This window comes from Collinsella sp. AM23-17, from assembly GCF_003470945.1.
In the GTDB taxonomy this organism is placed as follows: Bacteria; Actinomycetota; Coriobacteriia; order Coriobacteriales; family Coriobacteriaceae; genus Collinsella; species Collinsella aerofaciens_O.
Genome location: NZ_QRHU01000009.1, coordinates 53,340 through 75,507, shown reverse-complemented (window position 1 = coordinate 75,507; position 22,168 = coordinate 53,340). Strand labels below are relative to the sequence as shown.

At 58.6% G+C, this 22,168-nt stretch carries 21 protein-coding genes; 17 read left to right on the top strand and 4 right to left on the bottom strand.

All coding sequences use genetic code 11. The annotated features are described in order from the left end of the window. Nucleotides 1-46: 46 nt before the first annotated feature. From DW645_RS04780 to DW645_RS04740, 9 genes are all read left to right on the top strand, one after another. Entirely contained in the window at nt 47-1,357 is a 1,311-nt protein-coding gene (locus tag DW645_RS04780; RefSeq protein WP_118094505.1) for an O-acetylhomoserine aminocarboxypropyltransferase/cysteine synthase family protein, read from the top strand. 311 nt (nt 1,358-1,668) lie between these two features. Next, a complete protein-coding gene (locus DW645_RS04775; protein WP_118226551.1) occupies nt 1,669-2,445 on the top strand; it encodes a hypothetical protein in 777 nt (258 codons plus the stop codon). Between the two features lie 187 nt (nt 2,446-2,632). Further along, complete coding sequence (locus tag DW645_RS04770; protein ID WP_118205956.1) at nt 2,633-2,833, top strand: hypothetical protein; 201 nt, start codon at nt 2,633-2,635, stop codon at nt 2,831-2,833. A gap of 363 nt (nt 2,834-3,196) precedes the next feature. Further along, the gene (locus tag DW645_RS04765) at nt 3,197-4,387 is read left to right on the top strand and encodes an aldo/keto reductase (RefSeq protein WP_118226549.1); all 1,191 of its coding nucleotides are present in this window, start codon (nt 3,197-3,199) and stop codon (nt 4,385-4,387) included. Nucleotides 4,388-4,477: 90 nt separating this feature from the next. Then, a complete protein-coding gene (locus DW645_RS04760) occupies nt 4,478-5,497 on the top strand; it encodes a Gfo/Idh/MocA family protein (RefSeq protein ID WP_233540714.1) in 1,020 nt (339 codons plus the stop codon). Between the two features lie 146 nt (nt 5,498-5,643). Then, nucleotides 5,644-6,510: a deoxyribonuclease IV gene (locus DW645_RS04755; protein WP_118226547.1), complete on the top strand. Its 867-nt coding sequence runs from the start codon at nt 5,644-5,646 to the stop codon at nt 6,508-6,510. Nucleotides 6,511-6,657: 147 nt separating this feature from the next. Further along, nucleotides 6,658-7,518, top strand: coding sequence for an ABC transporter substrate-binding protein (locus DW645_RS04750; RefSeq protein ID WP_117629739.1), 861 nt, complete (start codon nt 6,658-6,660; stop codon nt 7,516-7,518). 116 nt (nt 7,519-7,634) lie between these two features. Continuing rightward, the gene (locus tag DW645_RS04745; RefSeq protein WP_233539198.1) at nt 7,635-8,996 is read left to right on the top strand and encodes an ABC transporter permease subunit; all 1,362 of its coding nucleotides are present in this window, start codon (nt 7,635-7,637) and stop codon (nt 8,994-8,996) included. Nucleotides 8,997-9,008: 12 nt separating this feature from the next. Then, nucleotides 9,009-9,761, top strand: coding sequence for an amino acid ABC transporter ATP-binding protein (locus DW645_RS04740; RefSeq protein WP_055251428.1), 753 nt, complete (start codon nt 9,009-9,011; stop codon nt 9,759-9,761). A 116-nt stretch (nt 9,762-9,877) separates the two neighbouring features. On the opposite strand, the gene DW645_RS04735 is transcribed toward DW645_RS04740, so the two are convergent. Further along, a complete protein-coding gene (locus DW645_RS04735) occupies nt 9,878-10,297 on the bottom strand; it encodes a flavodoxin (RefSeq protein ID WP_118226545.1) in 420 nt (139 codons plus the stop codon). Nucleotides 10,298-10,343: 46 nt separating this feature from the next. Further along, on the bottom strand, nt 10,344-11,048 hold the full coding sequence (locus DW645_RS04730; RefSeq protein ID WP_118226543.1) for a DUF3793 family protein: 705 nt from the start codon (nt 11,046-11,048) through the stop codon (nt 10,344-10,346). 175 nt (nt 11,049-11,223) lie between these two features. Here DW645_RS04730 and DW645_RS04725 point away from each other — a divergent pair, with 175 nt between their 5' ends. Continuing rightward, nucleotides 11,224-11,607 carry a heavy-metal-associated domain-containing protein gene (locus tag DW645_RS04725; protein ID WP_118226541.1) on the top strand — a complete coding sequence of 128 codons (384 nt, stop codon included), beginning with the start codon at nt 11,224-11,226 and terminating at the stop codon, nt 11,605-11,607. Nucleotides 11,608-11,633: 26 nt separating this feature from the next. Here the strand turns inward: DW645_RS04725 and DW645_RS04720 are convergent, their stop codons facing one another. Together DW645_RS04720 and DW645_RS04715 are read right to left on the bottom strand one after the other, a co-directional pair. Next, nucleotides 11,634-12,056 carry a hypothetical protein gene (locus DW645_RS04720; protein WP_233540713.1) on the bottom strand — a complete coding sequence of 141 codons (423 nt, stop codon included), beginning with the start codon at nt 12,054-12,056 and terminating at the stop codon, nt 11,634-11,636. After that, nucleotides 12,049-13,554: a DNA repair protein gene (locus DW645_RS04715; protein WP_118226537.1), complete on the bottom strand. Its 1,506-nt coding sequence runs from the start codon at nt 13,552-13,554 to the stop codon at nt 12,049-12,051. Before DW645_RS04715 ends, DW645_RS04720 begins: the two co-directional genes overlap by 8 nt. A gap of 223 nt (nt 13,555-13,777) precedes the next feature. Here DW645_RS04715 and DW645_RS04710 point away from each other — a divergent pair, with 223 nt between their 5' ends. From DW645_RS04710 to DW645_RS04680, 7 genes are all read left to right on the top strand, one after another. Further along, the gene (locus DW645_RS04710) at nt 13,778-14,302 is read left to right on the top strand and encodes an iron-containing alcohol dehydrogenase (protein ID WP_099431475.1); all 525 of its coding nucleotides are present in this window, start codon (nt 13,778-13,780) and stop codon (nt 14,300-14,302) included. 199 nt (nt 14,303-14,501) lie between these two features. Beyond that, nucleotides 14,502-16,196 (top strand): glucose-6-phosphate isomerase, encoded by a 1,695-nt coding sequence (gene pgi, locus DW645_RS04705; RefSeq protein WP_117564424.1) that lies wholly within the window; start codon nt 14,502-14,504, stop codon nt 16,194-16,196. Between the two features lie 236 nt (nt 16,197-16,432). Beyond that, complete coding sequence (locus DW645_RS04700) at nt 16,433-17,275, top strand: Cof-type HAD-IIB family hydrolase (protein ID WP_117803851.1); 843 nt, start codon at nt 16,433-16,435, stop codon at nt 17,273-17,275. Between the two features lie 63 nt (nt 17,276-17,338). Continuing rightward, a complete protein-coding gene (locus tag DW645_RS04695) occupies nt 17,339-17,998 on the top strand; it encodes an HAD family hydrolase (protein WP_370448098.1) in 660 nt (219 codons plus the stop codon). Between the two features lie 150 nt (nt 17,999-18,148). After that, the gene (locus DW645_RS04690; protein ID WP_117786622.1) at nt 18,149-18,892 is read left to right on the top strand and encodes a GntR family transcriptional regulator; all 744 of its coding nucleotides are present in this window, start codon (nt 18,149-18,151) and stop codon (nt 18,890-18,892) included. Nucleotides 18,893-19,110: 218 nt separating this feature from the next. Next, the gene (locus tag DW645_RS04685; protein WP_118226533.1) at nt 19,111-20,574 is read left to right on the top strand and encodes a YfcC family protein; all 1,464 of its coding nucleotides are present in this window, start codon (nt 19,111-19,113) and stop codon (nt 20,572-20,574) included. 9 nt (nt 20,575-20,583) lie between these two features. After that, complete coding sequence (locus DW645_RS04680) at nt 20,584-22,167, top strand: amidohydrolase (protein WP_118226531.1); 1,584 nt, start codon at nt 20,584-20,586, stop codon at nt 22,165-22,167. Nucleotide 22,168 lies beyond the last annotated feature (1 nt).

The window sequence follows — 22,168 nt, the reverse complement described above, 5'->3', positions numbered from 1 at the left end:
TACTTCTCTCTTATTTATTTACTTTCGTTCGATCAAGGAGATCATCATGAGCCAGTTCATCAACAACCCCGAGCACACCTTTGGTTTCGATACCCTGCAGCTTCATGTTGGCCAGGAGAGCGCCGACCCCGCATCCGACTCCCGCGCCGTGCCTATCTACCAGACCACGAGCTATGTGTTCCGCAACTCCCAGCACGCCGCCGATCGCTTTGGTCTTGCCGACGCCGGTAACATCTACGGCCGTCTGACCAACTCCACCCAGGGCGTCTTTGAGGACCGTATCGCCGCGCTCGAGGGTGGCGTGGCCGGTCTTGCCGTCGCCTCCGGTGCCGCTGCCATCACCTATACCCTGCAGGCTCTTGCCCAGGCTGGTGACCACGTGGTGGCTCAGAAGACCATCTACGGCGGTTCCTACAACCTGCTCGAGCATACGCTCTCCCAGTTTGGCGTCGAGACCACGTTTGTCGATGCCCACAACCTGGAAGAGGTTGAGGGTGCCATCAAGGACAACACCACGGTCATCTATCTCGAGACGCTCGGCAACCCCAACTCTGACATCCCCAACATCGACGCCATCTCCGAGATCGCCAAGAAGCACGGTCTGCCGGTTGTCGTCGACAACACTTTCGGCACCCCGTATCTGTTCCGTCCGCTGGAGCATGGCGCCAACATCGTTGTCCACTCCGCAACCAAGTTCATCGGCGGCCACGGCACCTCGCTGGGCGGTGTGATCGTCGACGGCGGTAACTTCGATTGGAAGGCGAGCGGAAAGTACGCCCAGATCGCTGAGCCCAACCCCTCCTACCATGGCGTCTCGTTTGCCGAGGCTGCCGGTCCCGCCGCCTTCGCAACCTATGTCCGCGCCATCCTGCTGCGTGACGAGGGTGCCTGCATCAGCCCGTTCAACGCCTGGGTCCTGCTCCAGGGCACCGAGACCCTGTCGCTGCGCGTTGACCGTCATGTCGAGAACACCAAGAAGGTCGTTGAGTTCCTTGCCGGCGACAGCCACGTTGCCAAGGTGAACCACCCGAGCCTGCCTGAGCACCCCGATCACGAGCTCTATCAGAAGTACTTCCCCAACGGCGGCGCTTCGATCTTCACCTTTGAGATTAAGGGTGGCCAGGAGGCTGCCTGGAAGTTCATCGATCATCTGCAGGTGTTCTCGCTGCTCGCCAACGTGGCCGACGTCAAGTCGCTCGTCGTGCACCCGGCTACCACCACGCACTCCCAGCTCTCTGCCGAGGAGCTCGCCGAGCAGAACATCACGCCCTCCACGATCCGTCTTTCCATCGGTACCGAGAACGCCGAGGACATCATTTGGGATCTGAAGCAGGCCTTCGCCGTGCTGGACGAGTAAGGCGACTTGTGCAAGGACCCCTTGCGACTCGATAGGTATAACTGCATAAATGCCTGCTCAAGGCGCCTGCGCAAGCAATGGTTGCGCAGGCGTCTTTTTTGCATAGGAAAGGCGCTATTACAGGGTTTTTGGCATGCTTTATGCATTTGGGTTGTGGAAAACTCCTGTTGAGAGGATGTGAGTTTTACGCAATTGACGTGCGCCTTTTGAGTAAAACCGCAGGTCGCGATTTGCTCGAGGTACTATGCAGCGCGATCGAATCACACGCAGCTCAAACGCAGCAAAAACGCACTACGGAGGTTTCCAGCTACATGAGGATCGATTCACGAAAACCGAAAGCCGTCGCCCTTTCCGCCGCTCTGACCGTGGCGCTTTTGGCGGGCGCCGGCGCAACTGATGCCCACGCGGCAACACTGTCCGATACGGTTGGATCTACGCCGTCCGAGACGACGCTGGTACAGCCCGTTGATTATCGCGGCGATGGTTATGGTTCCATGCAGGAGTGGAACGCCTCGATGGGGGCAAAGCGCGATTCCCTGGAGATGCGCGCTCAGATCATTATGAACATGTACGGTGACTATGCCACCGATGACGAGCGCGCTGTACTACAGGGTTGCATCGACGGTGCGGGCAGTCTTTTGACGATGGATGAGGTCGACGCCAAGTCGACCGAGCTCGACGAGCTTCGCTCCACGCTTGAGGATGCCAAGCGCGAGGCGCTCGAGGCTGCCGCAGCCGAAGCCGAGGCCGCTGAGGCCGTTCAGGCTTCGTATTACAACGCCGGCTCCGGCTCGTCTTACACGTCTGCTGCGTATTGCGCGAACGGCTCGGGTCTGACGCGCTCGAGCGGCGTCAATAACTATAACGGCCGCCGCGAGACTTATTACAGCAGCAACGTGTTGTATCACCACCGCACGGGCGAATGGACGCAGGATTCCGAGGGCTTTTGGCGCGATTCCGATGGCTACTACGTCGTTGCCGCGGGCGATAAGGCCCAGGGCTCGACTTTTACGGGCTCTAAGGGCGAGTGCAAGGTCTATGACTCCGGCTGTGCTGCCGGAACCACCGACTACTATACCGGTTGGTAATCTGCCATAAGCCAATAGGACATGACGGGCGGGCGTCTTTACCGAGCCTTTGGGCAACGTAAGGGCGTCCGTTTTTTGTGCGTGCTTGAGTTAACAGAGCGCTTACCGTGGCCGTACGCCGCGCATATGGGCGCGGGGCACACTAAGTCACGAGAAACAAAGTCGTTCTCGTGGAGGAAGTGGTCTTGTGAACGCTCGAGATATCGCCGTTGCCGCCGTTGCATTGACGCTTGGCTGCCTTGGTCCTACGGCCGCGCTCGTCGCGGGTATGCAGGGCACGTGCGGAGCTGCTCCTATCGTTGTGGGGGCCCTGATTGCTGTCGCTGCGCTGGGAAGCGCCGGCGTCGTCCTTTGCCGTGATGATGAGGACGAGATCGTGGGGTCCTAAAGTTAGCCTCAACTCTGGTTTTACCGGAGTGTGTTGCGTGCTCCGGATAGCGGTATTTAGAAGAACAAACGCATGGGAACTCACGGCTTAAAGCCAAACCAGTGTGGGGTGTCGCACGAGAGCGTGTGGGTGAGGTTGACCCAGCGATAATCGGTGCTTTTGAGCTGGGATGCGAGGTTCCAAAGGTCGAGCGCGGGCATGGGTGGCTCCTTTCATCGGGCTTTTTGCTGATGTTAAAGCGGTGCCGTGACAGCTCGATTTCTGCTGCGTTACGATACGTTCTCGATTGCGATTCCACGATGTTTCGGCCGCGTGACCATTGTGTTTCGCCTTGCCGGGGCGCTGATGGCGAAGGGAGGGGCCGTGCAATACCGCGTTGACCCCAAAAGTGGTAACCGAATATCTGCTCTGGGTCTGGGCTGCATGAGGTTTCCCGGTTCGCCGGGACACCCCGATGCGAAGACAGCCGATGCCATCATTTCCCATGCGGTGGAGCAGGGGATTAATTATCTGGATACTGCGTATCTCTATCCCGGTAACGAGGCGTGCGTGGGCGCCTCACTTGAGCGCTTGGGGCTGCGCGACCGGGTGTTGCTGGCGACCAAGTTGCCGCACGCTTCGTGCAAGTGCGCTGAGGATTTCGACCGGTTCTTCGACGAGCAACTGCGTCGCCTGCGGACCGACCATATCGACTATTACCTTATGCACAACATCACTTCGCCCGCCCAGTGGGAGCGCGTGGTGGCGTTGGGCATCGAAGACTGGATTGCGCACCAAAAGGCTGCGGGGCGTATTCGCCAGATAGGTTTTTCGTATCACGGCAGTGCGGCGGACTTCCTCACGATGCTCGACGCGTATGACTGGGATTTTTGCCAGATTCAGTACAACTACGCTGGAGAGCGCTACCAAGCGGGAACGGCGGGACTTATAGCAGCCGCCGAGCGCGGGCTCGCGGTGTTTGTGATGGAACCGCTTTTGGGCGGACGCCTGGCGGGCAAGCTGCCTCCGCGGGCCCGCGCCGTGCTCGATGACGTACGCGATCCGTACCTGAAGACGCCGGCTGCTTGGGGCCTTTCGTGGGTGTGGAACCATCCTCAAGTCACGATGCTGCTTTCGGGCATGACCGATACCGCGCAGGTGGACGAGAACGCGGTGCTGGCCGATCGGGCCCTGCCGGATTCGATGACAGCCGCTCAGCTCGATACCATCGCATGCGTGCTGGCGGAGTTTGAAAAATCGAATCGCGTGCCCTGCACGGGATGCGGCTACTGCATGCCATGTCCCAAGGGTATTAACATTCCCGGCTGCTTTGCCGCTTACAACGCGAGCTATGCGCACAGCTGGTTTACGGGGCTGTCGCAATACTTTACGGCGAGCGCGGTGCGCACGAGCGAGCCCAAGCTCGTGAGCAATTGCGTCAAGTGCGGCAAATGTGCGCGTCACTGCCCGCAACACATCGATATCCCCGAGCGTCTCGACGACGCGCGCCGACGTTTCCAGCCTGGCCCCGTAACGGCCGCGCTTAAAGTCTTCAGCAAAACTCGCTCCTCATGACCCTTTTATATCTTGTAATGGAATAGTTCCTGTTTGCGGCAGAATAGGGCGATAGCAGGAACTATTTCGTCGCAACTGAAGGGGGCTGTCGTGGGCTATCGGGATTCATGTGATGATTTGCGTGAGGTTCGTTGGGGCGTTTTGGGCGCTGGGCACATTTCGCATCGATTTGCATCGTCGCTCAAGAAGGTCGACGGGGCACGGCTGGTGGCTGCGGCCGGCCGCACTCCTGCACATGTCGAGGAATTTTGTCGAGCGTTTTCGATCGATGCTGCGCACAGTTATGTCACGGCTGACGATGGCGGCGATGCGGCTTATGATGCGCTGATTGCCGACCCCGATGTCGACGCAATCTACTTGGCTCTTCCGCATGGTATGCATACGCGTTGGGCCTGTCGCGCGCTGCGCGCCGGAAAGGCCGTGCTGTGCGAAAAGCCGGCCGTTTTGAGTGAGGAAGAGGCTCTCTCGATTGCCTCCGCCTCTCGCGAGTGCGGCGTGCTGTTTATGGAGGCGATGAAGAATCGGTTTTGCCCGATGCGCACTCGCGTGGAGGACTTGCTTGCGTCGGGCGAGCTCGGCTGTATCGTCTCGATCGAAAGCGTGCAAAAACTCGATTATGGTGAGTTCCCTTCGAGTTATCTGCTCGATCCGTTGCAGGGCGGCTGTCTATATGACATGGGCTGCTATGCGGCCGGGTGGTTTGAGGATTTGCTTGCGGGTGCGTGCGATGCTTCGTCTCGTGAAGTTCGCTGGCGTGACGTATCGGGCGGCCGCGTGGATTGGGCCGATGAGATTCATATGAGTGTCGGCGGTATACCCATTCATATGGTGTGCGACGGCAAAGCAGCATATGAAAGCCGCTTAACGATTGCCTGCGAACGGGGTTCGTTGGAAATCGAGCGCCTCCATCGCCCCGAGCTCGCCCATGTGAAGTACTCCGACGGTCGAGTGCTCGAAATCGACGCCCCATTTGAGGTCGATGATTTTTACGGCGAAGCTTCGCATGCGACTCAGCTCATCCGGGCGGGGAAACTCGAGAGTCCCGTCATGCCCCTTGCCGCCACACAGCGCTGCGCGCAGATCATCGATGCGATTTGCTTGGCGCTCTAGGCTGCGGTGCTGCTGCTCAAGGGGGGGCTCGGCGGACCGTGCCCCTGATGCCCCTTTTATATCTTGCGGTGGAATACGGTCTGTTTGCGCCAAAATAAGGCACCAATAGACCGTATTTCACCGCAACTGATGAGGGGGAGCTGGAGATGCTGACGATCGGGTGTCATCTTTCGACGACGAAGGGCTATCGGGCAATGGGGGAGACGGCGTTGTCCATTGGTGCCAATACCTTTGCGTTCTTTACGCGCAACCCGCGCGGTGGCAAGGCAAAAGACCTTGACATGGATGACGTGGCGGCTCTGCGCGAGCTTATGGCGCAAAACGACTTTGGACCGCTGGTGGCGCATGCCCCGTATACCTATAACCCCTGCTCCGCTAAGGAGCGGGCGCGCGAGTTTGCCTTGGAGGCTATGGCGGAAGATTTGCAGCGTCTGGAAGCACTGCCCGGCAACTACTACAACTTCCATCCCGGCGCGCATGTGGGACAGGGGGCAGATGCCGGCATTCAGATGATTGTCGACACGCTGTGCCAGGTGATGTTTGGGGGACAGCAGACGACGGTATTGCTCGAGACCATGGCGGGTAAGGGCACCGAGGTGGGCCGTAGCTTTGAAGAGCTGGCGTGCATTATCGAGGGGGTTGCCGCCAAGTGTCCAGAGCTGTCCGATAAGCTGGGCGTTTGTTTGGACACCTGCCATGTGAGCGATGCCGGCTACGACATCATCCATGATCTGGACGGCGTACTCGACGAGTTCGACCGCGTGGTGGGCATCGATCGCCTGCATGCCGTACACATCAACGATTCGAAGAACCCTTGTGGCGCCCATAAGGATCGCCACGAGTGCATCGGCAAGGGCTACCTGGGTAGTGAAGAGTTTGGCGGCGGTATGCAGGTTATACAGAATATTGTATCGAATGGCCGCTTGCGCGCATTGCCATTCATCTTGGAGACGCCGAACGAACTTGCAGGTTATGCGGCTGAAATCAAACTGTTAAGGTCATTGCAGCAGTAATGACTGTCATAAAGTGGAGTGTTCCATTCACGTTATGGGTTTGTTTCAATCAGTTTTCTAATTGCGGATTCTTCCAAACGGGCGCATAATATCCAACAGTTTTTGCAGACCTCTGAATCAAACGGGGTCACCGGAAGGAGACTGATTATGAAGCTGAAGAAGCTTGGCGCATTTGCCGCCACGGGCGCCATGGCACTCGCCCTCGCACTGACGGGCTGCGGCTCGTCCAACGCCACCTCTGGTTCTGATGCCGGTTCCAGCAGCTCTGACGACGCTAAGGTCGAGAAGGTCGACGGCTCCAAGGAGTACGCGCTCGTCAAGGACGGTACGCTGACCGTCGGCACCTCTGCCGAGTACGCTCCGTTTGAGTACAAGGATGACAACGGCGATTATCAGGGCTTTGACCTTGAGCTTATCAAGGCTATCGGCGACAAGCTGGGCCTGGATGTCGAGTACGTCAACAATGACTTTGACACGCTGGTTCCGGGTGTCGCTTCGGGCGCCAAGTATGACGTTTCCATCGCGGCTATCACCGACACGCCCGAGCGTGAGAAGGAAGTCACTTTCTCCGATTCCTACTACATGGACGATCAGGCTATCGTGACCAAGGTCGATAACACCGACATCACGGCCGACAACTACAGCGAGAAGCTCAACAACGCCGACGCTACCATCATCGTCCAGTCTGGATCGACCGCCGAGGCCTTTGCTCAGGAAAACTTCCCCAAGGCTAAGATCGTTCCCTACAAGGACGCCACCGAGTGCTTCAGCGCCCTGCAGTCCGATAAGGGCGATGCCGTAGTCACCAACCGCTCCGTTGCCAGCCAGCTGACCGCCGAGCAGTTCAACACCTGCCAGACCATCAAGCAGGTCAGCACCGGCGAGGAGTACGCCATCGCCATCAACCAGGGCAACACCAAGCTCAAGGACGACATCAACCAGGCCATCAAGGACCTGACCGACGACGGTACCGTTGACGCCCTCATGGCTAAGTACAACATCAAGTAAATTAATGCTTGATTGCGCGCGGGCCCTTTCCGTTTTGCGGAGAGGGCCTTTGCGCCTCTCTTGACGGAGAGCGTTTCCGTCTCGTTTTGTCGGCAACTTCTACGATAGGAGCCACCTTGTCTCGACTGAACAAAGGGGCCACGGAGCAGCGTTTTTCACTGCCCGCCTTGCTCCAAAAGCTATCCTGCGTCATGGCCGTGGCGCTCGCGCTGGTGTGCGCGGGGGCATATGCGCCCACGACCGCCCAGGCGCTTGAGACCGCAAAGATTACTGCCCGACCCAACACCGGTTCGGGCAGCGCTGTGGTCGGCGGCACCGAGACGCGCATTACCTGGGAAGTTCAGGCCGATGCCGACGAGGAGCTGAGCGGTCTTTCGCTGACGTTTGTCGACGGCACGACGTTTGGTACCGATGACACGCGATTGACGATGCTCTCGGGCGAGGACCTCATGGATCGTACGCCCATGAAGCCCACGTGCAAGGCTGACGGCCAGACGCTCAAGATCGACTTTGGCGAGACGGCGCCTGCCGGAGGCTTTTTCCGTGTCGAGGTTTACGGCGTGACGTTTCCCGTCGAGGGCGGCGATGAGGCCTTCAGCGGCACCTATACGCTCGCCGACGGTTCGACCAAGAAGATTTCTAAGATTCCTTCCGTCGAGATTAAGGGCGTGACGGCATTCGATAACTTCCTGGCCGACCTTAAGGAGCAGCCGTGGGTCGAGGCATGGAATTCCAACATGTTCCTTCGCCTGTTCCTGAACCCGGTCATTTTGGTCCAGAGCCTGCCGATCGTCTTCAAAGGCTTCCTCATGTCGCTCTCGATCGTGCTCGTGGCGTTTCCGCTGGCAATTCCCTTTGGCTTTGCCTTGTCGCTCATGCGCATCTCCAAGTCGCGCATCCTGCGTTGCCTTGCCGGCATCTATGTGAATATCATCCGCGGTACGCCGGCGTTCCTGCAGATTTACATTGCATTCTTTGGCCTGCCGCTGGCCGGCGTCAAGGTGGACGACTATGTCCTGGGCGTTATCGTCATGGCCATGAACTCGTCCGCCTACCTGTGCGAGATCTTCCGCGCCGGTATTCAGTCGATCCCCAAGGGCCAAAACGAGGCCGCGCGCTCGCTGGGCATGAACGCCTTCCAGACGCTGCTCTACGTTATGATTCCGCAGACGTTCCGCAATGTTCTGCCTACGTTGACCAGTGAGTTCATCCTGCTTTACAAGGATACGTCGCTGCTCGCGGCCGTGGGCGTGGTCGAGATCGTCATGAACGCCCGTACCATCGTGGCTACGACGGGCTCCATTACGCCGTATGTGGTTGCCGCCCTGTTCTATCTGGTCATCACCCTGCCGCTTGCGCGCTTGGTGAGCGGTCTTGAGGCGAGGCTGCTGGGTACTGCCGAAACCAAAAAGAAGCGTCCCGCCAAGAGCGCCGGACAGGTTGTCGCGACGCCCGCCGATCACATCGCCGGTCTGTAAGGAGGTCCTATCATGAGCGAAACCAATAACTCGAACGAGGTTGTCGTCAGTATCAAGAACCTCCAGAAAGCCTTTGGCGATAACGTGGTCCTGCGCGATATCGATCTGGATGTGCACAAGGGCGAGGTCGTCGTAGTTCTGGGTCCCTCGGGCTCGGGTAAGTCGACGATGCTTCGCTGCATCAACCGTCTTGAGCATCCCACGAGTGGCTCGATTGTCGTTGAGGGTGTGGACGTGTGCGCCAAGGGCGTCGACCTTAACAAGGTGCGCACGCATCTGGGTATGGTGTTCCAGCAGTTCAATTTGTTCCCGCACCTGTCAGTCAAAAAGAACGTCATGCTTGCGCAGCAGAAGGTGCTCAAGCGCAGCAAGGAAGAGGCCGAGAAGATTGCCGTCGAGGAGCTGACCAAGGTCGGTCTTGCCGAGCGTATCGACTTTATGCCGAGCCAGCTCTCGGGCGGCCAGCAGCAGCGCGTTGCCATCGCTCGCGCCCTGTCGATGAACCCGCACGTCATGCTCTTTGACGAGGCCACCTCGGCGCTCGACCCCGAGCTCGTGCGCGACGTCCTGGGCGTCATGCGCGACTTGGCGCGCGACGGCATGACCATGATCGTCGTGACGCACGAGATGGGCTTTGCCCGCGATGTCGCCGACCGCGTCGTCTTTATGGACGGCGGCGTCATTGTGGAAGAGGGTACGCCGAGCGAGGTCTTCGACCACCCCAAGAGCGAGCGCACCAAGGCGTTCTTGGGCAATATCTCGTAGCTGCTTTGCAAAGCTATCCTTACGGAAAGCGGGGGCTGGATTGATTCCAGCCTCCGCTTTTGTAGGGTGCAGTCGTGTTTTGAGATGGGCCCGATTCGATGAGGCGCGTGGCGCTGCTAGGCCAGCTCGGCTCCGAGGGCCTTGCAGGCCGCCTCGCCCTCATCGTCGGGCGCATCGTAGCAAATGACGGAGTCCACGACGTTGACGCCGGCCTCGTCGGCGTCGGCCTTCCAGTTGTCCATCCACTCGCCCTCGGCCCACGAATAGGAGCCAAAGAGGACGACCTTCTTGTCGCCGAGGGTCTCCTTGACCTCATCCCACATAGGCTGAAACTCGTCATACTCAAGCTCCTCGGAGCCCATGGCGGGGCAGCCGAAGGCGAAGGCATCATATTCGGCGGCCTTGTCGGCGGAGAAGTCGGCGCAGGAGATAGCCTCTGCCTCGGCTCCGGCTGACGTCGCGCCCTCGGCGACGAAGTTGGCCATGGCTTCGGTGTTACCCGTACCGCTCCAATAGACGACGGCAATCTTGCTCATGTTGAGTCCTTTCGGTTGTGCGGCACGCGGCCGCGGTTTATACGTTCTATCGGGTTGCCTGGGCAAGTTGTGCCAGGCTGTAGCCCTGCTGATAGACATAGGTGAGGTATTGCGTGCAGGCGCGATAGGAGTCGAAGGTCGTGAGCGCCTGCTCGACATTCGTGTAGACCTTCCAGGCGCCAAAGACCTTGTAGTTTTCGCCATGCTGGACGATAAACTGATGCACGTCTTCGTAGGGATAGCCCAAAAAGTAGCCAATTTCGTGGGGGAACTCGCAGGTGCAACCCTTATCGCAAGGCCTATCTTGGGCGAGTGCGCAAAGGCTGTCGCCATAAGCGCTTTCTGCGGCATTGCTGCTGGCCTGCGTGATACGCGCGGCGAGATGCACGAGGGATGAGAGCAGGTCGCGGATATCGTAGCCTTCGGCGGCGAGCGCGCTTGCGGCTCGGGGGTCGGATAGGTAGTGCATGAGGTCCGCGGGGCAGTATGCGTAGACGAGCGCCCCACAAGGTCGCCAGACCAAAACGCTCAAGTGGATGCCGAGCGGATCGAGCTCGTGATTGCACTGAGCGATAACGTTGAGCAGACGCGTTCGACGATCTTCGATTGCCGCGGTTGCGCTCGAGCCATCTTGACGGGCGTAGACGCCGGGATAGGTAAAGAGCGAAGCGGGCTTGATGCCCGCGAGCGTGGGGGAGCAGTTGCGCACGAGTGCCGCCTGAAACGTCGGGATATCAATGGTCCGAGTCACGTCGCTCCTTTCGAGTCCTCACTTGTTAACCTAGGAAAACTTATACACGAAAGTAAGCCTAGGTCAACTAAAAAGTAAGAAAAGGGAAACTAATTGATCGAACGGACATGGTTTTGGGTTAAGATGGGGACACCCCATGGGGGTATCTAGATAGGGCTACTTGAAAGGGGAACGCATGAGTGACTTGCTCAACCCTGCGAATCTCATCGTGCTGGCCGTCATTGCCGTCGGCATGTTTTTTGGACTGCGTCGCATTGCCGCTTCGACACACGGGAAGAGTTGTTGCAGCGATGGCGCGAGCGGTAAGAAGGCCAAGAAGGTAGTGGTTGCGGATACCGATCTGTCCCACTACCCCTATAGCGATGAGCTGCTCATCGGCGGTATGAGCTGCGATGGCTGCGCTCAGAATGTGGCCAATGCCCTCAATGCACTGGATGGCGTGTGGGCAACGGTGACGTATGCGGACCACACGGCACGCGTGCGCTCTAAGCAGCCGATCGATCGCGGTGCTCTCGTGGCGGCCGTGAAGGACGCGGGTTACTACGTCATGACGCTGTAAGCGCCGCCTTGGATGCATTTCCTTGTCTAGGCTCGTCCGCGCAGTTTGATGTCTAGAATGTCATCGAAATCGATGGCGATGTCTTTGAGCTTGAGGAGCTTGAAGGCAGGGAGTGCCTCGTCGAGGATGCCGGTGCGGGAGCGATAGCCGTACGTATCGTAATAGGTCACGCGGAGCAGGTCTCCGCGCTTGAGGCCCTCGAGCTTTTTCGAAAGCTCGAGGGCTTTTTCTTCCGTGAGCTCACACTTGGGCTCGATGGTGATTTCTTGCTTACGTACGAGCTCGTAGTACCCCGTGAGGGCGGCGAAGGGCATAAACTGCGCGGCGCGTCCGGCGCGAACGGCGCCGTTGGCCGTGAGGTTGGGGTCGGCGGCGCGGCGTCTTCCCTCAGGGTCGGCCAGGCGTTCGAAGGCGGTGGGCGGGCGCATGGGTTGCTTTGGTTTAGGCACGGTGTCCTCCGACCTGATCGTTGCGTTCGCGTGCGGTGGCGCCGGCGGTAAAGCTCAGCCCCTTGACGAGCGCGTTTTTGCCGTATTTGCCCTTTACGGCCAGGACGGCACGGGCCAGCTCGCGCTCGCGCTCATCGGCCTCGACATCGCTAAATAGATCGATGGTGGCAAACTCCTCCGGCATGAGGTTGCCAAATCCCAGGTTGATGCGCTTGACCGGTCGTTTGGGATCGACCGTTTGTGCCCAAAGGTCATCGAAATAGCCCATGATCTTCTTAAACGAATTGGTGCGCTCGGGCAGCTTGCGCGAGGCGTTGGAGTGCGCAAAGAGGGCAGCATAGCCACCGCGCGGTTTGCCGCCGTGTTCGCCCACAAAGATGCCATCGATTGCCTGCGCCTCGCGCACCAGACGGCGCCGTTCGTCATCGCGCTGGACGGGCTTGGGTGCACGGGGCGCGAGCTCGGGACCGGCGGTTGCGGTGGGTTCGATACTCGACGTGCTCGAGCGCAGGTGTCCGCAGCCGTCTATATACTGCGCCGTGCCGCTGGCGTCGAGGCGGCGTATGTCGGCGCGCTCGCTTGCGTAGCCCACAAAGAGCGAGATGCTGTCGCAGACCACGTGCTTATCGACCAAGTCCAGTACGGCGGCATCGACCATTTCACGCAAGACGGTGTAGGCCTGCTCGTAGGCATAGCCCTTCGAGAGCACCTGCCCTGTGGTGGTCGAGGTCGCTTGCGGGCGATAGGCTTGGATATCGGCGATGGTTGTCGGCTCGCGCCCGAAGGCGTGGTCGATGAGATATTCGGCGTTGACGCCGAGTTCGTCGTAGAGCAGGTTCTCGTCGAGTGCGGCGACGCCCATCAGGTCGTAGACGCCGTATTTCTCGAGACGGGCCGCCACGCCGGGGCCGATGCCCCAGATGTCGGTGATGGGGCGATGGGGCCAGATCTCCTTGCGAAAGATCTCGTCGTCGAGTGTGCCGATGCGACTGGGCACATGCTTGGCAGTGATGTCGAGTGCTACCTTGGCCTGGAATAGGTTGGGGCCGATACCGACCGTCGCCGTGATGCCGGTGCGCCCCAAGACCTCGTCGCGCAACATGCAGGCGAACCCTTCGGCATCGGTGTGATAAAGGTCCAGATAGGGCGTCACGTCGATAAAGCACTCATCGATGGAGTAGACGTGCACGTCCTGGGGGCTGACGTATTCCAGATAGACGCCGTAGATTTGCGCCGACACCTCCATGTAGTGTTGCATGCGCGGCACTGCTTTGATGTAGTCGATGCCGTCGGGAATCTCGAATAGACGGCAGCGGTTGTGTATCCCGAGGTCCTTCATGGTCTGCGTGATAGCGAGACAGATGGTCGTGCGTCCGCGCGATTCGTCGGCAACGACCAGGTTGGTGGTGAGCGGATCGAGCCCACGATCGACGCACTCGACGCTGGCATAAAACGTCTTGAGGTCGATGCAGATGTAGGTGTGCTGCTCGTGCTCCATCCGAGCCTCCCATCAAACACATGTTCTTATCGAATACCTGTTCGATAATACCTGCTCGACCGGACACCGTCAAAACCTGTCCCTATTTGGCAGATATGGTCGTGCGGTTGCATCGGGTTTTTAACGCAGCCCTAAAGAGCGCGAAACAGCTCGGAAAAGCTCGCTTCGTAGCATGAGGCTAACGATTGATACCACCATAAAGCACGGAAGGGTTGTGGGGATAATGGTCAACTATGGGTTTGGTATGCCGACGCGCTTGGTTGCGGATGGGGATGTGGCTCGCTGGTGCGGGCGATTGGTTGCCCACTATGGCGGCACCAAGGCACTGGTCGTGCTGGGAGGCGACAAGCACACGCGTGATGAGCTCGTTTCGGCGGCGCTGGGCTCGCTCGATCGCGCCCTGCTCGAGCGCGTGCTTTTCCGCTGCGGCTCGGTTGAAGGCGACGGAGGAGACGAGCTGATCGACGAAGCCGTGGCCCTGGCGACCGACGAAGGCGTGGACTTTGTCTTGGCGATTGGCGATGCCGATACTGCCGGCTTTGCGCGCGAGCTCGCCCGTCGCATGGCGGCGCTCGATGTCGGCGAAGACGGTTTTGTCCCTTATGGATGTATCGTCTCGGAGGGCAAGGTGCCTGCCGTCGTGGGGGCCGGCGAGGTTCCCGTTTTTGCCATCATCGCGCCCGAACTGCTGGAGGGCATCGGGTCTCCTCTGCGTGAGTTGCTCGGTAGCGTCTGCGCTGCGGCCTAATATTTGGCATAAAGGGATAGGTTATTTTTGATTGGTAAAGCGTTTGACCTGCCAAATTAAACCTGTCCCTTTTTGGTCGGTTGCCGTTTGGGGGCCGATTGGCAACGCTCGCTGATTATAGTCTTGACCTGCGCTAGAATAGTGGCATCTGAATGTCCGGGCGCATGGAGGCGTGCGCCCGTATGCTGAGGAGGACTCTATGGCAACTGTTGCCGCACCTATCGATGCTACGTCGACTGCCGCTTGGAAGGCGCTCGAGGCCCATCAGGAGAAGCTCGAGGCCGAGGGTATCGACCTCAAGGCCTGGTTCGCCGCCGATGCCGAGCGCGTGAACAAGCTGAGCTTTGACGCCGGTGACCTGCACTTCGACCTGTCCAAGAACCTGGTGACTGATGAGACCGTCAAGCTGCTGTGCGATCTTGCCCGCGAGGTGAAGCTCGAGGAGCGCCGCGACGCCATGTTCTCCGGCGAGCACATCAACACCACCGAGGACCGCGCCGTCCTGCACACCGCGCTGCGCCGCCCGGCAAGCGAGAAGGGCCAGCTCATCGTCGACGGCCAGGACGTCGTCGCCGACGTGCACGAGGTTCTCGACCGCATGTATGCCTTCGCCGAGCGCGTGCGCTCCGGTGAGTGGAAGGGTGTTACCGGCAAAAAGATCGAGCACCTGGTGTCCATCGGCATCGGCGGCTCCGATCTGGGCCCGGTCATGGCCTACGAGGCCCTGCGTCCCTACGCCGACGCCGGTATTGACTGCCGCTACATCTCCAACATCGACCCCAACGATCAGGCAGAGAAGCTCAAGGGCCTCGATCCCGAGACCACGCTCGTGATTATCGTCTCCAAGACTTTCACCACGCTCGAGACCCTCACCAACGCTCGTGAGGTCAAGACCTGGATGCTCGAGCAGCTCAAGGCTCAGGGTGCCATCGACGGCTCCGATGAGCAGAACGCCGAGGCCGTGGCCAAGCACTTTGTCGCCGTTTCCACCGCACTCGAGAAGGTCGAGGCCTTCGGCATCGACCCCGCCAACGCTTTTGGTTTCTGGAACTGGGTCGGCGGCCGCTACTCTGTCGACTCCGCCGTGGGCCTGTCGCTGATCGTCGTGCTCGGCCCCGAGCGCTTCCAGCAGTTCCTTGAGGGCTTCCACGCCATCGACGAGTACTTCTGCAACACCCCGCTCGAGAACAACGCCGTCGCGCTGATGGGCCTGCTCAACGTCTGGTACGTCAACTTCTTCGGTTCCAAGAGCCACGCCGTGCTGCCGTACTGCCAGTATCTGCACCGCTTCCCGGCCTACCTGCAACAGCTCACCATGGAGTCCAACGGCAAGCACGTCCGCTGGGACGGCAGCGCTGTGACCTCCGATACCGGTGAGATCTTCTGGGGCGAGCCCGGTACCAACGGTCAGCACGCCTTCTACCAGCTGCTGCACCAGGGCACCGTGGTGGTCCCGGCCGACTTTATCGCTTTCGCCAACACTGCCAACCCCGCAACCGACAGCGGCCAGGACGTCCACGAGCTGTTCCTGGGCAACTTCCTGGCCCAGACCAAGGCGCTCGCCTTTGGTAAGACGGCCGACGAGGTTCGTGCCGAGGGCACGCCCGAGCAGATCGTCCCGGCCCGCTGCTTTGAGGGCAACCGTCCGACGACCTCGATCTTCGGCGACACGCTGACCCCGTTCGCACTCGGCGAGCTCATCGCCCTGTACGAGCACATCACGTTTGTCGAGGGCACGGTCTGGGGCATCGACTCCTACGACCAGTGGGGCGTCGAGCTGGGCAAGCAGCTTGCCAAGCAGATCACCCCGGCCTTCCACGACGACGCCGCCAAGGCCGAGCAGGACGCTTCGACCCAGGCGCTCATCGAGTTCTATCGCGCTCATCGCAAGTAGTCTTTACGGCTGAGTTGGCTTATGGCTGAAAGGGGCCCGTATCCGTTGGGATACGGGCCCCTTGCTATTTGGATAGGATGGAATGTATCGGGAGGCGCCTCGACGGGCATCGCAATCGTCGAAGGCGCGCCGTTCATGTTTGGGACAATATGACATTTTTCCCGTTGCAAACAGCGCCGCCGTGGGTGTTCTGTATGATGGCTCAGACAAGGTTGTTCAATGACAGGGAGGCATATATGGCAATCAAAGCCATCGCAATGGATATCGACGGTACGCTCACCAACGATCAAAAGGTCATCAGCCCGCGTACGCGCGAGAAGCTGCTCGCGACGCAGGAGTCGGGCATTAAGCTCATCTTGGCTTCGGGCCGTCCCGCATGGGGGTTGCACGCCTTGGCGCAGGAGCTCGACCTTCAAAACCATGACGGTCTGCTAGTTGCCTTTAATGGCGCGCATGTGGTCGACGCTCAGACCGATGAGGTCCTTTTTGACCAGGCCATGCCGGCTGACGAGCTGCACCGTCTGATTGATCATCTGCGCAATTTCGACGTGATCCCTATGATTTCGCTCGGTCGCGATTTGCACGTCGAGGACTCGTACCATTGCATGATCACGCTGCCTGACGGCTTGCAGAAGAATATCGTCAAGTATGAGCGCGATGCGTGCGATCTTAAGATTCGCGAGGTCGAGAGCTTGCATGAGGTCGTGGACACTTATCCCGTGGACAAGCTGCTGACGGCGGGTGATCCGACCTACCTGCAGGCGCATTACGAGGAGATGTATGCGCCCTTTACCCAGACGCTTTCGGGCATGTTTACGGCCGACTGGTACTTTGAGTACACGGCGCCCGGTATCGACAAAGCCCGTGCGCTCGAGGGTGCCCTGCCCAAGCTCGGTATCGATGCCAGCGAGGTCGTCTCGTTTGGCGACGGCCAGAACGACAAGTCCATGATTGAGTGGGCCGGCACCGGTGTTGCCATGGGCAACGCCGTCGATGAGGTTAAGGCAGTTGCCCAGATGGTGACCGCCAATAACAACGAAGATGGCATTGCGGTGGCGTTGGATAAGCTGCTGGGTTAGAATCGCCGATAGTGCATGGTTCGGGCGTCCGCTTGCGGGCGCCCTTTTGTTAGGGAGGGTGCCGTGTCCGCATTTCCGTTCGACGCCGTTATCTTTGACATGGATGGCGTCATCGTCGATACCGAGTATTACTACCTGGGGGAGACTGCCGCGTTTGCCAAGGAGCTTGGGTTGAATCTGACTCAAGAGGAGTTGAATGGACAGGTCGGTACCTCGCATCAGTTCTTCCTGCATATGCTGGTCGATTGGTTTGAGCGCGCCGGTAAAGGGCACTTCACTGGCGAGGAAGCGTTGGCCCGTTGGGACGAGTGGGCGCATAAGCGTCCGCGCGACTATCAGGCTTTGATTAACCCGGGCGCTGTGGATACGATTCGAGAGTTGCCGCGCCGCGGCGTTCGCGTGGCGTTGGCGAGTTCGTCTCCCATGGACAGCATCGAGGAAGTACTCGATGCATGTGGTCTGTCGGATGCCTTTGAGTACGTGGTGAGCGGCGAACAGTTTAAGGAGAGCAAGCCCGAGCCCGATATCTACCTGCATGCGCTGGACCTGCTGGGGCTGCCCGCGAATCGCTGCTGCTGCGTTGAGGATTCCGTTCCGGGCATTACCGCGGGTAAGCGAGCCGGCCTGACGGTCATTGCCAAGCGCGAGGAGCGCTTTGGCTTTAGCCAGGATGCCGCGGATAAGATTATCGATCAGCTGCCGGACCTGCTGGAACTCGCGTAAGAGCGCGTTAGTTGCGCGTTTTTCGGGTCCGATGAGTAAATACCCGACATTTTGGTGCGACACCTAGCATACTTTAAGCTAATGCGGGCTTAATGACTTGTTGAATGCCCCTAAGCCCGTTTTAGACTTAATTGTGCTTGGAGAGGGTATATGCCACCGACTGAAGGGCTAACTGACGGTAAAGCAGCGATACCGCTGTACCAACAGGTTATCGATATCATCAAAAACGAAATCAACTCCGGTGCCTACAAGGCAGGCGCGCGGATACCCAACGAATTCGAATTGGCTGAGAGCTATAAAGTTGGCCGCGTTACCGTGCGACGCGCTATTGAGGAGCTCGTCCAGCAGGGCTATCTAACGAAGCGACAGGGGAAAGGCACGTTTGTCAATGCCCCCAAGCTCAAGCGCAAGATTCGCCAGAAGGATGACGTCCAGAGTTTTTCGGACGCATGCCGCGTTAACGGAATGGAACCGGGGGCGCGTGTCATTTCGAGAAAGATACTGCCGGCGGATTCCACCGAAGCACAGTTCTTTGGTGTTCCCGTTGGAACTGACTTGATTTGCGTTGAGCGCGTGCGCACTGCCGATGGCGTCCCTGTCATGCTCGAGAACAACATATATGTTTACGAGGACAACGCCTATCTATCAACGGCACCTCTATCTAACCAATCCATTTTTGAGTTCGTGCGCAACCGGACGGGTCGCACGCCCGCGTTTACCGATCCATGCACGCTTGAGATCGCGTGCGCGTCGCCCGAGGTCGCTCGGTTGTTGGCAGTTCCTGTTGGCGAACCCTTGTTTTATATGGAAGCCTTCTTCTTTGATGAGCAGCGGCGGCCGTTTATCATCGGTCGTCAGCGGATCGTTGGGTCTCGCTACGTTTTTGACATCTAGGACATTGCGTATGGAAACGCCCGGTGAATCATCTCACCGGGCGTTTTCATACCGTTCACGGCGCAAACGCAACCGTTCAACCGCGTTGCGGCAATCAGTTTGAAATTATCTTGATGACGAGAAAAGCTGCTGGTAATCTATAGAACGTCATAGAACGTTTGCCTTGTGCAAACGTTGAGGCGAGATGCGATGCAGTCTCGAGTTCTTTGGAGGTATCTATGTCAGATACGAAGGCGAAGAAGACAAACAGACGTTTTAAGTTCAAATTACCGCATGTCTATACGATCATGTTCTTGCTGATCGTTGTCTTTGCGGTCTTGACTTGGATCGTTCCCTCTGGTCAGTATCAGCGCAAGATGATTTCGACAGCGGCGGGCGAGCGTGAAGTCGCCGTTGCTGGAACCTATGAACAGGTCGATAAGAACTACACCGATTCCGAGACCGGCGAGACCATCAATCTGGGTCAGGATATCTTCGCGGTCCTGCAAGCGCCCACTAAGGGCATCCAGGAGGCTGCCGACGTCGTTGCGTTCGTCTTATTGATTGGCGGATCGTTCGCAATCATCACCAAGACCAACGCTTTGAATGCCGGCATGAGCCGTGTGATTAAAAAGCTCAAGAACAAGGACATCCTCATCATTCCCATCACGATGACGTTGCTGTCCATTTGCGGCACCACGTTTGGTATGTCTGAGGAAGCCCTGCCGTTCTATGCCATTTTCATTCCCATCATGATGGGTATCGGTTATGACTCGATGACGGCATTCATCATCTGCTTCCTCGGTCCTAACCTGGGATATTGTGCTTCGACCATCGACCCGTTTAATGTTTTGATCGCCCAAGGCATCATTGGCATCGAGGGCAATCCGCAACTGTGGCTGCGCGCCGTTTCTTGGGTCATCTTCACTGCCGTCGGTATCGCATGGGCCATGCGCTACGCCATGCGCGTCAAGAAAAACCCCGAGTCGTCCATTACGTACGAGGACGATAAGCTCAAGCGTATCGAGTTTTCCGTGACCGATGTCTCCATCGAGGAAGAGTTCACTACCCGTCAGAAGCTCGTGCTTATCGATTTTGCTTGCGGTATGGGCATTATCGTCTGGGGTCTTGTGACCCAGGGTTGGTACATGAATGAGATTTCCGCCGTGTTCCTTGGCATGGGCTTGCTTGCCGGTATCCTGGGCGGTCTTGACCAGCAGACGATTGCTGAGGAGTTCGTTAAAGGTCTCGCCGACTTTGCGTACGCCGCCATCGTTATCGGTATCGCTCGCGGTATTCTGGTCATCGCCGAGGGCGGCATGATCATCGACACCATCCTCCAGGCGCTCGCTACTGCGCTCGCCGGTGCACCCGCCGCCGTCTACACCACGTTTATGTATATCGTCCTTGGCCTGCTCTCTTTGCTGGTTCCCTCGAGTTCTGGCCTGGCGGCACTCACCATGCCCGTTATGGGCCCCCTGACCGAGCTCATGGGCCTCAATCCCGAGGCGGCCGTTACCGCGCTCCAGTTTGCCAACCAGACCATCAACACCATCAGTCCCGTGGCGGGCATGACGGTTGCCGGCCTTGGCGTGGCTAAGATTTCGTTTGGCCAATGGTGGAAGACCATTTGGAAGTTCTTCATCTTCATGGTCGTCTTTGGCCTGATCGTAACGGCAATTTCTGGCATGCTTCCGGCGTAGGTGGTTGTGATGTCTGATCGTTTGACGGTCCTGACGTCTAAGAGCGTCTTTACCGGTACGGGGGACCTGCCGTTTGAAGGTTTCGTAGCGGTCCGTGGCAATCGAATTGAGGCTGTTGGCACCAAGTGTGAGCTGGCTTCGTATTTGACCCAGGCGGACGAGGTAGTTGACCTGGGCGACCGCACCGTCATGCCTGGCCTGATCGATGTGCATACCTTCTATACAGGCTGGGCGCTGCGGACGTTGGGGCCTGATCTGTCCGGCATCGCTGATGCCAAAGAGGCCGTGTCGCTCTTGCGTGCATGGAAAGAAGATCATCCGGATTGCGCGGCGGCTTTTGGCCACAACCTACCCGAAACGTTGGCATCGGATGCCGAGAACGCAAATACGGCGGCTGTGTTTGACGATTGTTTTGGCGATATCCCTGTCGTCTGCTTTACACCGGGTGCGGAGACCTGCGTTCTCAATGCTGCCGCCAGTGTGCGATACGGCTTCACGCCCCAGGCGTGCTATGCCGAGAAGATCTGGCGCATGATGAGCGATTTCCTCGCGCTGCCCGAGGTACGTGCGGGGTATTCGGACTACATGAGCATGCTTAACGAGCGCGGCGTTACCGCCATCAAGGAGATGGCGTTTGATGACTACTACGGTTTTGCCGACGAAATGGCTCGCCGTGAAGAATCTGGCGAGCTGACGGTTCGCGTCTCTATGATGTCGCAGCCGGTGGGTGCCGGTGCAAATCTGTCGTATGCTCGCGAGGCACGAGAGCGCTTCCGGGGACCGTTCGTTCGTTTTTCTGGCTTCAACCGTATGACCGATCGCGGCGTATGGGCGGGGCTTGCCGAGATGATTGACCCCTATGAGGACACGGCCGATGCGGGAGCTGCCGGCAAGACGGTTGTCGAGGAGCCCGAGTGGGATCTGATTGAGAACGAGCTGCGCGCAATTGATGCTGACGGCTTCCGATATTCCTTGCATTGCCAGGGCGATGGCGCCGTTCGTCGCACCGTGGCGCTCTATGCCTCGCTGCCTCGAGACGAGCATGGACGGTTGCTTCGCCGCCATGCGATTACCGATCTCGAGAACTCTGATCCGACCGATCTTGTCGAGTTTGGCAAGTTAGGTGGAATTTGCGAGGTCTATCCGCAGATTTTGACGCTGGACCGGCGCGAGGATTGCCTGTCGATGATGCGTCGACAAATTGGCGAGACGCGACTTATGCACAGCTGGAATCGCCGCGGCATGGAAGATTCCGGATGCACGGTGTGCTGTGGTACGGATTTGCCACTGCTGATTCCGAGCCTGGGCGAGTCAATCTACAGCGCGTGCGGTGGATACTTCGACGATGGACTGCCCGTGAATGAGGCCAACGCGCTGACGCTTGTCGAGCTCTTGCGTGCTTGGACTGCCGGGGGCGCGTACGATCTGATGCGCGAAGACGAACTGGGTACGCTTGAGGTCGGCAAGCTTGCCGATATCTGCGTGCTCGATCGGGATGTGTTCGACCTCGATTATCGCGACGCACGCGATCTTTCGGTTGATATGACGATGTCGGACGGACAAATCGTGTTCGATCGAAATAAGGAGGCATAAG